The sequence below is a fragment of the Pseudomonas sp. BF-RE-21 genome (genome assembly GCF_019947305.1).
GTDB classification, from domain to species: Bacteria; Pseudomonadota; Gammaproteobacteria; order Pseudomonadales; family Pseudomonadaceae; genus Aquipseudomonas; species Aquipseudomonas migulae.
This window is the reverse complement of record NZ_JAGYGF010000002.1, coordinates 247,569-259,816: the sequence shown is the minus strand read 5'-3', so window position 1 is coordinate 259,816 and position 12,248 is coordinate 247,569. Positions and strand designations below refer to the sequence as shown.

The 12,248-nt window shown below is 60.3% G+C and carries 12 protein-coding genes; 6 read left to right on the top strand and 6 right to left on the bottom strand.

Annotation, left to right across the window (positions count from 1 at the left end):
- Positions 1-80: 80 nt before the first annotated feature.
- On the bottom strand, positions 81-1,388 hold the full coding sequence (locus KGB25_RS02775) for a CitMHS family transporter (RefSeq protein ID WP_008027613.1): 1,308 nt from the start codon (positions 1,386-1,388) through the stop codon (positions 81-83).
- Positions 1,389-1,822: 434 nt separating this feature from the next.
- Here KGB25_RS02775 and KGB25_RS02770 point away from each other — a divergent pair, with 434 nt between their 5' ends.
- Positions 1,823-2,224, top strand: coding sequence for a GFA family protein (locus tag KGB25_RS02770; RefSeq protein ID WP_223434184.1), 402 nt, complete (start codon positions 1,823-1,825; stop codon positions 2,222-2,224).
- Here KGB25_RS02770 and KGB25_RS02765 read toward each other — a convergent pair whose 3' ends face one another.
- Entirely contained in the window at positions 2,225-2,551 is a 327-nt protein-coding gene (locus KGB25_RS02765; RefSeq protein ID WP_192228131.1) for a DOPA 4,5-dioxygenase family protein, read from the bottom strand. It lies immediately after the preceding gene.
- Between the two features lie 81 nt (positions 2,552-2,632).
- Between KGB25_RS02765 and KGB25_RS02760 the strand changes: the two genes are divergently transcribed.
- Positions 2,633-3,295 carry an NAD(P)-dependent oxidoreductase gene (locus KGB25_RS02760; RefSeq protein ID WP_008044034.1) on the top strand — a complete coding sequence of 221 codons (663 nt, stop codon included), beginning with the start codon at positions 2,633-2,635 and terminating at the stop codon, positions 3,293-3,295.
- 37 nt (positions 3,296-3,332) lie between these two features.
- Here KGB25_RS02760 and KGB25_RS02755 read toward each other — a convergent pair whose 3' ends face one another.
- On the bottom strand, positions 3,333-4,283 hold the full coding sequence (locus tag KGB25_RS02755; RefSeq protein ID WP_223434183.1) for a choline sulfate utilization transcriptional regulator: 951 nt from the start codon (positions 4,281-4,283) through the stop codon (positions 3,333-3,335).
- 114 nt (positions 4,284-4,397) lie between these two features.
- Here KGB25_RS02755 and betC point away from each other — a divergent pair, with 114 nt between their 5' ends.
- The 3 genes from betC to KGB25_RS02740 all read left to right on the top strand — a co-directional run bounded on the left by betC (position 4,398) and on the right by KGB25_RS02740 (position 8,573).
- Positions 4,398-5,912, top strand: a complete 1,515-nt coding sequence (gene betC / locus KGB25_RS02750; protein WP_223434182.1) for a choline-sulfatase — start codon at positions 4,398-4,400, stop codon at positions 5,910-5,912.
- Between the two features lie 16 nt (positions 5,913-5,928).
- Positions 5,929-6,849: a choline ABC transporter substrate-binding protein gene (gene choX / locus KGB25_RS02745; RefSeq protein ID WP_207285006.1), complete on the top strand. Its 921-nt coding sequence runs from the start codon at positions 5,929-5,931 to the stop codon at positions 6,847-6,849.
- A 155-nt stretch (positions 6,850-7,004) separates the two neighbouring features.
- The gene (locus tag KGB25_RS02740; protein WP_008044030.1) at positions 7,005-8,573 is read left to right on the top strand and encodes a SulP family inorganic anion transporter; all 1,569 of its coding nucleotides are present in this window, start codon (positions 7,005-7,007) and stop codon (positions 8,571-8,573) included.
- Positions 8,574-8,662: 89 nt separating this feature from the next.
- Here the strand turns inward: KGB25_RS02740 and aroE are convergent, their stop codons facing one another.
- Together aroE and hemF are read right to left on the bottom strand one after the other, a co-directional pair.
- Positions 8,663-9,484: a shikimate dehydrogenase gene (aroE, locus tag KGB25_RS02735; protein WP_008044029.1), complete on the bottom strand. Its 822-nt coding sequence runs from the start codon at positions 9,482-9,484 to the stop codon at positions 8,663-8,665.
- 9 nt (positions 9,485-9,493) lie between these two features.
- Positions 9,494-10,408 carry an oxygen-dependent coproporphyrinogen oxidase gene (gene hemF, locus KGB25_RS02730; protein WP_008027593.1) on the bottom strand — a complete coding sequence of 305 codons (915 nt, stop codon included), beginning with the start codon at positions 10,406-10,408 and terminating at the stop codon, positions 9,494-9,496.
- Between the two features lie 180 nt (positions 10,409-10,588).
- Here hemF and KGB25_RS02725 point away from each other — a divergent pair, with 180 nt between their 5' ends.
- Positions 10,589-11,566, top strand: coding sequence for an NADPH:quinone reductase (locus tag KGB25_RS02725; protein WP_207285004.1), 978 nt, complete (start codon positions 10,589-10,591; stop codon positions 11,564-11,566).
- Between the two features lie 111 nt (positions 11,567-11,677).
- Here KGB25_RS02725 and KGB25_RS02720 read toward each other — a convergent pair whose 3' ends face one another.
- A complete protein-coding gene (locus tag KGB25_RS02720; protein ID WP_223434181.1) occupies positions 11,678-12,235 on the bottom strand; it encodes an L-threonylcarbamoyladenylate synthase in 558 nt (185 codons plus the stop codon).
- Between the last annotated feature and the right edge of the window lie 13 nt (positions 12,236-12,248).

The window sequence follows — 12,248 nt, the reverse complement described above, 5'->3', positions numbered from 1 at the left end:
TTCCTTTGAGCGAGTGTTAAACCACAAAGGGCCCGGGCTTCAAACAACGAAGCCTGGACCCCCAGTGGTGAGTCTTGGGCTTATAGAGTGCTGAACAGCGGAAAAATCCCCATCAGCAATGCTGCAACCAGTATGCACATGCACACCAGCACTGCCCATTTCAGGGTAAAGCGCTGATGGTCACCGAAGTCGATACCGGCCAGGGCCACCAACAAATAGGTCGATGGTACCAGCGGGCTCAGCAAGTGGACGGGCTGACCGACGATCGAGGCACGTGCCATTTCAACCGCGGTTATACCGTAATGACTGGCCGCTTCGGCAAGTACTGGTAACACGCCGTAATAAAATGCGTCGTTCGACATGAAGAACGTGAACGGCATGCTCACCAGCGCGGTGATCACGGCCAGGTACGGGCCGAGGAAATCCGGGATGACCGCCAACAGGCTCTTCGACATCGCATCGACCATGCCGGTGCCCGACAGGATACCGGTGAAGATGCCTGCCGCGAAGATCAAACCGACCACTGCCAGCACGCTGCCGGCGTGGGCCGCAACGCGATCCTTCTGCTGTTGCAGGCAAGGGTAGTTGACGATCATGGCAATACTGAACGCCACCATGAACAGCACCGGCAGCGGCAGCAGGCCTGCGATCAGGGTGCACATCAGTGCGAATGTCAGGGCACCGTTGAACCAGATCAGCTTTGGACGACGGGCGTCCGGGAACTGCGAAACGCTGATTTCGCTGTGGTCGATTTCGTCGCCCACCAGGTGCAGCTCACCCAGACGCGCACGTTCACGTTTGCCGTAGAAGTAAGCGATGGCCAGGATGGCCAGGACACCGGCACCCATCGCCGGAATCATCGGTACGAAGATCGCCGACGGGTCCACATGCAACGCACTGGCCGCACGGGCAGTCGGACCGCCCCATGGGGTCATGTTCATCACGCCACCGGCGAGGATGATCAGGCCAGCCATGATCCGCGGGCTCATGCCGATGCGGCTGTAGAGCGGCAGCATGGCGGCCACGCAGATCATATAAGTGGTCGCGCCGTCACCATCGAGGGAGACGACGAGCGCCAGTACGGCGGTGCCGACCGAAACTTTCAACGGGTCGCCCTTGACCAGTTTGAGGATCTTGCGCACGGCCGGGTCGAACAGGCCGGAGTCGATCATCAGGGCGAAGTAGAGGATGGCGAACATCAGCATCACGCCGGTCGGCGCAAGCTTGGTGATGCCTTCGAGCATCATCGGGCCGATCTTCGGCGCAAAACCACCGAACAGAGCGAAGACGATTGGAATGATGATCAGGGCGATCAGCGCAGACAGGCGCTTGGTCATGATCAGGAACATGAACGTGATGACCATGGCGAAGCCAAGGAAAGTCAGCATGGGAATACTCCAGGCGTAGCGCGGCTAGGGAATGGGCGAACCGGGTGGGTCAGCGCAGAACGGGAAGCACGAGGCGTACGGGCGGAGTTGCGGCGAAGCGGCGAGTAGTAAAGGACATCAGGGTCACCATTGTTGTTGTTAAATGGGCTGTGCGAGCGATAAAACACTGGCATTGGCCGACCGGTCTGTTGCCGGTAGTGGGGGCGATCCTAATCGGGGAAGCTTTCACCCAGCTTTCGCCGATGAAAGCATTGACCGGATGTGCGACCGGTCGTCGGACGGGGGCTAGGCTTTAAACCGCGTCGACACGATCGCGAGCAGGCTCGCTCCCACATTGATCTCGGTCGCCCCCCATTCTGTATTCACTGAAGATCTAATGTGGGAGCGAGCCTGCTCGCGATAGCGTCGGTGCATACGCATCAGGAGGAAACAGCATGGCAAACATTCACACAGGCGGCTGCCACTGCGGACATCTGCGCTATCAATTCAGCGGCCCGCTGCACGACATCGCCCACTGCCACTGCTCAATCTGCCGACGAGTCAGCGGCGGGATCGTGACCACCTGGATCACCGTGCCCGCATCGACCTTTGAATGGCTGAAAGGCACACCGGCGCAGTACGCCTCGTCATCCAGTTGCGTACGATATTTCTGCCCGAACTGTGGGGCGCAACTCGCGCTGGTGACACACCTCAGTCCCGAGAGCATCGACCTGACCATCGCCACCCTCGATCATCCCGAGCAGGCTCCGGCCGAGCGGCACATCTGGACCGACAGCCGTCTGCCCTGGCTGCACCTGGACGAACACCTGCCGGGCGAAGCCGAAGAAATACTTTGATCAAAAAATAGACAGGTCCAGTGGCCGGATCGCCCCCATCCAGATGGCATGTTCGGTGTGGTCGAGCAGATCGTCGCCGGTGTCCGGGTGCAGGAACACCACCAAACCCTTGCGGTTGAGCGCCAGCCACGGCAACACGTCGCCGATGAGTTCCGGCCCGAATGCCAGTTGGCAACTCCAGTCCGGGTGCGGGCCGACCGGACGTTCGTGCACCCGACCCATTTTCAGCGGGAACAGCTGTGCCGCCCGCTCACACAAGGTTCGCGCCTGGTCGATGGTGCTGGCGTCGAAATACACGTGGGCGTGGTAACCCTTGATCTGTTGCATCTGAAACCCTCTGAATCCCTGTCGAACCCTCACCGTCTCCCACAGGTCAAATGCTATACACCCAGGAAACGGAGCCCAGCCATGAAAAATGCCGAAACCCCGGTGGTAAAAGTGGTGCTTTATGGTGCCATGAGTAGCCTGGGCAGTGCGCTGATGGCTGAGATGCTGCGGCGGCAACACGAAGTGATCGCCATCCTCGATGACTTGACGGCACTCGCGCCACGTCCGGGTTTACGCACCAAGACGGGCGACCTGTTTGAGGCCGAGCGCGTCAAACAAAGCGTCGCGGGCTGTTCGGCCGTCATCTGTCTATTAGACGCACCAGGCTTGCCGTTCAACAGCGAACACGTTGAAAAAACCATTGTTCCAGGCCCGGTCGAACAGGTGCTCGCCGTCGATGCGCTGATAGCCGGCATGCAGGCTGCCGGCATTGCCCGACTGTTTCTGGTGGGGGATTTCGAGGTGTTGGACGATCCGGAGATTGAGGATCAACTGCAACGCCACGCCGCCGAAGAAATCCGCGAATCCCTGCAAAGCAGTAAGTTGCACTGGACGCTGGTGAATGCACCGCGTGGCATCCCGGGGCTGACGATCGAGCATTTCAGCCACGCCAGCAGCAGCCTGGAACCGGGGCTGGCCGAACCGCTGGATCGCTTGAAACGTGTCGCGATAGGGATCGCCGATGAATTGCACTTCAATCTTCACGTGGGCGAACACGTGAATTTCGTGGCGACTTCAGAGTAGTGAACGCTCGGGTCGCGCCCGGACGACCTTTTTGCTTTCACACCGCAATCGAAGGCAAAGGCAGGCCATTCAGCGATTGCGCACTGCTGGCCTGCTCGACCATCAACCAATCCACGAACTGTTGAATCAACACCCCACGCCGTTTGCGTTGGGGCAGGACCACGTAATAGCCCTGCCGGGACATCACCGTTTCAGCAATTGGCCGACACAACAAACCTTGCGCCAGCAAGTTATCCACAAGGTGCCGCCAGCCAATCGCCACGCCCTGGCCGCCAATCGCCGCTTGAATCAACAGCGTGTAATTGTCGAATCGCAACTGCCCGGGCGCCGGCGCCGAAGTAATCCCCAATTCGCGGAACACGCCACTCCAGTCGAACCAGTTGCTGCTGTTTTCGCCACGCAGGTGCAGCAGCGGAAATTCCAGCAGCCCTTGGGGCGGCAAGGGCAGGGGACGGTCCTTCAATAGCAGCGGACTGCACACCGGGAACACTTCTTCGCTGAACAGCCAATGGCTTTCGCCCTGTTTAAAACGCCCGTCACCAAACAGCACGGCGACATCGATATCGGTGCGCAGCATGTTGAGACTGCGTTCGCTGGTGACCAGGCTAACGTCCACGTGAGGATTGGCCGCGTGAAAGCGATGCAACCGGGGCATCAGCCAGTAAGCGGCAAAGGCAAAATCGGTGGCGACCTGCAACACTTCATGCTGTTGCTGTGCACTGATTGCACTTAATCCTGCGTCGATATTCTGCAAACCGAGCTGAACCTGCTCGAAAAGAATCGCCCCGGCCTCGGTCAATTCGATCCCGCGATAAATGCGATCGAACAGCCGTGTGGCGAGTTGATCCTCCAGCCGTTTGATCTGCTGGCTGATGGCCGGTTGCGTGGTGCCGAGCTCTACCGCAGCGGCGGTGAAGCTGTGATGGCGGGCGGCCGCTTCGAAGGCGCGAAGCAAATCCAGAGACAAATCACCGAGGGCGTCATACATAAGCTGTGCTTATCCTAGTCATTGCTTGGCATGGGCTTTACCACAAATCACATGGACTCCATGCTCGATTGCAGCACTCTCGCATAAATATTCACTATGGAATGCCGCGATCACATGAAGCGCAAGAATATTCTTTTCATCATGGCCGATCAGATGGCCGCGCCAATGTTGCCGTTCTACGGCCCTTCGCCGATCAAATTGCCCAATCTCAGCCGCCTCGCCGCCGAAGGCGTGGTGTTCGACGCCGCTTATTGCAACAGCCCACTCTGCGCGCCGTCGCGTTTTACCTTGGTCAGCGGTCAGTTACCGAGCAAGATCGGCGCCTACGATAACGCGGCCGATTTCCCTGCCGACGTGCCCACCTACGCCCACTACCTGCGGCGCCTCGGTTATCGCACCGCGCTGTCCGGCAAGATGCACTTCTGCGGCCCGGACCAACTGCACGGTTACGAAGAACGCCTGACCAGCGACATTTACCCGGCCGACTACGGTTGGGCAGTGAACTGGGACGAACCGGACGTGCGTCCGACCTGGTATCACAACATGTCGTCGGTGCTGCAGGCTGGGCCTTGCGTGCGTACCAATCAGCTGGATTTCGATGAAGAGGTGGTGTTCAAGGCCCAGCAGTATTTGTTTGATCACATCCGCGAAGACGGCGACCAGCCGTTCTGCCTGACCGTGTCGATGACTCACCCACACGACCCGTACACCATTCCCAAGGCTTTCTGGGATCTGTACGACGACGCCGACATCCCATTGCCCGAAACCCCGGCACAAACCGAGCTCGATCCGCACGCCCAGCGTTTGCTCAAGGTCTACGACCTGTGGGACAAGCCGCTGCCTGTGGATAAGATCCGCGATGCACGCCGGGCTTATTTCGGTGCTTGCAGCTATATCGACAGTAACGTCGGCAAACTTCTGCAAACGCTCGAAGATACCGGGCTGATCAACGACACGATCATCGTGTTCTCCGGCGACCACGGCGACATGCTCGGCGAGCGTGGCCTCTGGTACAAAATGCACTGGTACGAAATGGCCGCGCGCGTGCCGATGTTGATCAGTTCACCCGGCCAGTTTGGCGCCGGACGGGTCAGCGCAGCGGTTTCCACCGCCGACCTGCTGCCGACGTTTGTCGAGTTGGCCGGCGGGGTTCTGGAACCAGGCTTGCCGCTGGATGGCCGGTCGCTGGTTCCGCACCTGCAAGGGCAGGGCGGTCACGACGAGGTCTTCGGCGAATACATGGCCGAAGGCACCATCAGTCCGCTGATGATGATTCGCCGCGGTGCCTATAAATTCATCTACAGCGAAGACGATCCGTGCCTGCTCTTCGACGTACACAACGACCCGCGTGAACAGGAAGAACTCAGCCAGTCACCGCAACATCGGCTCCTGTTCGAGGAATTTCTCGCCGAAGCACGGGCCAAATGGAACATCCCGGCGATACACCAACAGGTGCTCGCGAGCCAGCGTCGTCGGCGTTTCGTCGCCGAGGCACTGACCATCGGCAAGCTGAAGAGCTGGGATCACCAGCCACTGGTGGACGCCAGTCAGCAGTACATGCGCAACCACATCGACCTCGACGATCTGGAGCGTAAAGCACGTTATCCACAACCCTGCCAAAACCAATAATGTTAAGGGGAAGTCCATGCAAAAGTTATCCACAGTACTGACGGTCGGACTGCTGGCTCTGGGCAGTGCGTCGGCGTATGCCGATCAGAGCTGCGAGACGGTGAAAATGGCCGACCCTGGCTGGAGCGACATCGCCGCAACCAACGCCATCACCGGGTTTCTGCTGGACGGCATGGGCTACAAGCCCAAAGTCGACACCCTCGCGGTGCCGATTACCTTTGGCGGGTTGAAGGATGGCCAGGTCGACGTGTTTCTCGGCAACTGGATGCCGGCGCAGCAGGGTTTCTATGACAAGTTCGTCGCCACCGGCGACGTCACGCAACTGGCGAAGAACCTCGATGGCACCGAATTCACCCTGGCGGTGCCGGATTACGTGTGGGACGCGGGTGTGCATAACTTTGCCGACCTGAATAAATTCGCCGACAAGTTCGACAAGAAGATCTACGGCATCGGCTCCGGCGCCCCGGCGAACATCTCGCTGCAAGAAATCATCAAGAAGAACGACTTCGACATGGGCCAGTGGAAACTGGTCGAGTCCAGCGAACAGGCGATGCTGGCCGAAGTGTCTCGTGCGGTGAAGAAACAGAAATTCGTGACCTTCCTCGGCTGGACACCGCACCCGATGAACGTGCAGCTGAAAATGCATTATCTGAAGGGCGGCGAGAAATACTTCGGCGATACCGGCAGCGTCCATACCCTGACCCGCAAGGGTTACGCCGAAGCCTGTCCGAATGTGGGCAAGTTGCTGACCAACCTGAGTTTCACCCAGGAGATGGAAAACAGCATCATGGCGGATGTGGTGAACAAGAAGGTCAGCAATGCGGATGCGGCCAAGGCGTGGATCAAGGCCAATCCGGCGGTGCTGGATAAATGGCTGGAAGGCGTGAAGACCGCGGACGGCAAGGATGCGTTGCCGGCGGTGAAAGCCAAGCTCTAACCCTTTGGGTGGCTACCTGTAGGAGCCAGCTTGCTGGCGATAGCGGTGTATCGGACGCGTTAAATGTTGACTGATGCGCCGCCATCGCCAGCAAGCTGGCTCCTACAAGGTGTTGTGCTGATACCCTTGCGCAAAATTTTCAACCGAGAGGACCCATGGCCTTCCCCAGCCGCCATTCACTCTTCCCCTTCCTCACGTGGTTGCCCCGGCAGACCCGCGCCAGCGTCGGCCGTGACCTGATCGTCGGTCTCAGCGGCGCCATTCTCGCGTTGCCGCAATCCATTGCCTACGCGCTGATCGCCGGTCTCCCACCGGAATACGGCTTGTACGCCGCCATCATCCCGGTGCTGATCGCCTGCCTCTGGGGTTCATCGTGGCATTTGATCTGTGGGCCTACGGCAGCGATCTCCATCGTCCTGTTCGCCAGTGTCAGTCCTCTGGCCGTCCCTGCGTCCAAGGACTACATCACGCTGATCCTGCTTCTGACGCTGCTCGCCGGCATTTTCCAGTGGCTACTGGGTTTGCTGCGGTTCGGCGCACTGGTGAATTTTGTCTCGCACTCGGTGGTATTGGGCTTCACCCTCGGCGCCGCCGTGGTGATTGCCATTGGTCAAATGCCCAACCTGCTGGGGCTGGACTTGCCCAGCCAGGCCACCGCACTGGACAGCTTTTTGATGCTGCTGCAGCACCTCGATGCGGTGGATAAACCCTCGCTCGTGCTGGGGCTGGCAACAGTCGTCGTCGGCATAATCCTGAAAGGGTTGCTGCCTCGCTGGCCGACGCTGCTGATCACCCTGATCCTCGCCGGGCTGCTGGTTTGGCTGTGGCCATCGATGTTCGGCCACGTGAACCTGGTGAGCGCGTTTGTCGGGCGGTTGCCGCCCTTCAGCCCATTGCCACTGGATCTGGACATGATTTTGCGATTGCTGCCCAGCGCAGTAGCGGTGGGGATGCTCGGGCTGGTGACGAGCCTGTCGATTGCCCGTTCCTTGTCGGCGCGCTCGCAGCAATTGCTCGATGCCAATCAGGAAGTCCGCGCGCAGGGTTTATCGAACATGGTCGGTGCGTTTTTTTCCGGTTCGCTGTCTGCCGGTTCCTTCACCCGTTCCGGCCTCAGCTACGAAGCGGGCGCCTGTTCGCCAATGGCGGGAGTGTTTTCCGCGTTGTGGGTGGCGCTGTTTGCGATCTTCGGCGCCAACCTGATTGCGCATATTCCGATCCCGGCCATGGCTGGCAGCATCCTGCTGATCGCCTGGGGGTTGGTCGATCATCGCGGCATTCGTGCGTTGCTGCGGGTCAGCCGCGCCGAGTTCATGGTGATGGCGCTGACCTGTGTCGCCACGCTGTTGCTGGAATTGCAGACAGCGATCTATGCCGGCGTGCTCGCGTCGTTGTTTTTCTACCTCAAGCGCACCTCGCAACCACGGGTGCAGCATTGGCGCGACGGCGATGAAGACATTCTACGGGTCGGCGGTTCGATCTTTTTCGGCGCCAGCCATTACCTGCAAGTGCGCCTGCAACGCATGCACGGGGCGCGGGTGGTGATCGAGGCGCAGCAGATCAACTTCATCGACTATTCGGGTGTGGAAATGCTGCACCAGGAAGCGCGGCGACTACGCAAGCAGGACCGTAGCCTGACCTTGCGCGGGGCGCGACCGCCGGTGGTGGAAGAGTTGCGAAAGCTCGAAGGCGCAGAGAAATGCCCGATTCATTTCGAAGATTGAACATCAAACCCTGTAGGAGCGAGGCTTGCCCGCGAAGGCGTCCTTAAGTACGCCAAAAACTTCGCGGGCAAGCCTCGCTCCTACAAGGGCTACGCCGCGAGTTGGCGGCGCAGTTCGGCCAGCACCGGCGCGGTGTCCGGGCGTACGCCGCGCCACAGCAAGAAGGCTTCTGCCGCTTGTTCGGCGAGCATCCCCAAACCATCCATCGACACGGCAGCGCCATGCGCCGTAGCCCAACGGCAGAACGAGGTCGGTTCCTTGCCGTACATCATGTCGTAGCAAACAGTCTTGCCCGGCTCGATCAGACTGCCCGCAATCGGTGGTACATCGCCCGACAAACTGGCCGATGTCGCGTTGATGATCAGGTCCACCGATTCCCGCAACCAGTCGAAACCACTGGCCGACACCGGCCCCAGATCCGCGAACAATTCTGCCAGCAGCTCGGCTTTTTCCACCGTGCGGTTGGCGATGATCACCGAGGCGGGTTGCTCGGCCAGCAGTGGCTCCAGCGCTCCGCGCACTGCGCCGCCGGCGCCGAGCAGCAGGATGCGTTTGCCCTTGAGGCTGAAACCAGCGTTGACCGTCAGGTCCCGCACCAGCCCGGCACCATCGGTGTTGTCGCCCAGCAGCGTGCCATCGGCGAGCTTGCTCAGGGTGTTCACCGCGCCAGCCCGCTGCGCTCGCGCCGTCAAACTGTCGGCCAGACGGAACGCCTCTTCCTTGAACGGCACCGTCACGTTCGCCCCGCGACCTTCCAGGAAAAACTCCCGGGCAAAGTCGGAAAAATCGTCGAGCGGTGCCAGCGAAGTGCTGTAGTCCAGTTGCTGAGCGGTCTGCTCGGCGAAAAGACGATGGATCAACGGCGACTTGCTGTGGCCGATCGGGTTACCGAAAACGACGTAACGATCCATCAGAAATCCTCAGGCCTGGGCCAGCCAGTCGCGGTCTTGCAGGAAGTACTCGGTCAGGCGTGCTTCTTCGCTGCCGGGCTCGGCTTTCCAGTCATAGCTCCAGCGAACTTGCGGCGGCAACGACATGAGGATCGACTCGGTACGCCCACCCGATTGCAGGCCGAACAGCGTGCCACGGTCGTAAACCAGGTTGAACTCGACGTATCGGCCACGGCGAAATTCCTGAAACTCGCGCTGTTTTGCAGTGAACGCATCATTTTTGCGGCGCTGCACGATCGGCAGGTAGGCGTCGATGTAAGCGTCACCGATGGCACGCATGAAAGCGAAGCTGGTGTCGAAATCCCACTCGTTCAAATCATCGAAGAACAGGCCGCCGATGCCGCGCGGTTCGTGGCGATGCTTGATGTGGAAATAGCTGTCGCACCAGGCTTTGTAGCGCGAATAGACGTCCGGACCGAACGGCGCGCAGGCCTGCTCGGCGACGCGGTGCCAGTGCACGCAGTCATCGATGTTGCCGTAATAAGGGGTCAGGTCGAAGCCACCGCCGAACCACCAGACCGGTTCTTCGCCTTCTTTTTCGGCGATGAAAAAGCGCACGTTGGCGTGGGAAGTCGGCACATGCGGATTGTGCGGGTGAATCACCAGCGACACGCCCAGGGCTTCAAAGCCACGGCCGGCCAGTTCAGGTCGATGGGCGCTGGCGGACGGTGGGAGACCGCTGCCAAACACGTGGGAAAAGTTGACGCCGCCCTTTTCGATGACCGCGCCGTTCTCGATCACGCGGGTGCGACCGCCACCGCCGGCAGGCCGGGTCCAGGCGTCTTCGACGAATTGCGTGCCGCCGTCTTCGGCTTCCAGGGCAGCGCAAATGCGGTCTTGCAGGTCGAGCAGGTAGGCTTTTACGGCCTCGGTGCGGGTCGTCATGTCTTCACCTTGAATCGGGCAAAACTACGCGGCGCTCCATGGGAGCGGGGGCCGGCGCAAATGGGCGCGTAGCATAACATTGCAGATGGACTCGCCACAGTTGACGGGGATCAAGCTTGGGAGTTCGATAGGGCGCTTGGCACTACACCTCTAGTAGCTGAAGACCTAAGGAGAGTTCTGATGGCAAAGCGTATCCAGTTCCGCGCCCATGGCGGCCCCGAAGTGCTCGAGTATGTGGATTACCAACCGGCCGAGCCCGGCCCGCAGCAAGTGCGCGTGACCAACAAGGCCATCGGCCTGAACTTCATCGACACCTATTTCCGCAGCGGCCTCTATGCGCCGCCGGCCTTGCCGTCGGGCGTGGGTTCGGAAGGTGCGGGCGTGGTCGAGGCGGTGGGCAGCGAAGTCACCCGCTTCAAGGTCGGTGATCGCGTGGCGTACGGCAGCGGCCCATTGGGCGCCTACAGCGAGGTTCACGTATTGCCGGAAGCCAATCTGGTGCACCTGCCGGACGCGATCAGCTTCGAACAGGCCGCCGGGGTGATGCTCAAGGGCCTCACCGTGCAGTACCTGTTGCGTCAGACCTATGAACTCAAGGGTGGCGAAACCATTCTGTTTCACGCCGCTGCCGGGGGTGTCGGTTCGCTGGCCTGCCAATGGGCCAAGGCGCTGGGCGTGAAGTTGATCGGCACGGTCAGCTCGCCGGAGAAAGCCGCGTTGGCAATGGCCAACGGTGCGTGGGCGACCATCGACTACAGCCACGAAAACGTCGCTCAACGCGTACTGGAATTGACCGACGGCAAAAAAGTCCCGGTGGTGTACGACGGTGTCGGCAAAGACACCTGGCTGACTTCGCTGGATAGCACAGCGCCTCGGGGCCTGGTGGTGAGTTTTGGCAACGCTTCGGGCGCGGTGGATGGGGTCAACCTGGGGATTCTGTCGGCGAAGGGATCGCTGTACGTGACCCGGCCGACACTGGCGACTTATGCCAACAACGCTGAAAACCTGCAGCGGATGGCGGATGAGTTGTTTGAGATGATCATCAGCGGGAAGCTGAAGGTGGAGATCAGCCAGAAGTATTCACTGGCTGACGCGGCGAAGGCGCAGACCGAGTTGTCGGCGCGGCGGACGACAGGTTCGACTGTTTTGTTGCCTTGAGGGCGTCTTCGCCGGCAAGCCAGCTCCTACAGGTGCGAGTCGTTTGAATATTTTGCGAACGACTTGGACCTTGTAGGAGCTGGCTTGCCCGCGAAGAACGATGACGCGGTCTCAACCCGGGCGAATGACGCTCCCGGTCGCCAGATCGCGAATCACGCTCGGATTCTTGCGCCCACCGAGGTTGCCGCCAAGAATCAAATCAAGCTGCCCGCGGAAATACTGCTCCACGCGAATCCGCGTCCGCGCCGCCGGCCGGCCCTGCGGGTTGGCCGAGGTCGACACCAACGGCCCGACCAATGCGCACAAATCCCGCACCAACGGGTGATCGCTGACCCGCAACGCCACCGTTTCGTGCACGCCGGTAATCCACTGCGGCAACTGATTCCGATGCGGCACCAGCCAGGTATTCGGCCCCGGCCAAGTGCTGGCCATGCGGTCCATCCACAGCTCAGGGAAGTCTTCGAACAGGAAGTCGAACTGGCGGATGTTGTCGGCGATCAGAATCAGGCCCTTGTCCACCGACCGGCCCTTGAGCATCAGCAGACGCTCGACCGCTTCTTCATCCCACGGGTCGCAACCCAGGCCCCAGACCGCCTCGGTTGGATAGGCAATCACCGCCCCTGCGCGAATGGCTTGCGCGGCTTGTTGCACACGCCAACTGTTGACCATGAAAAACTCTCCG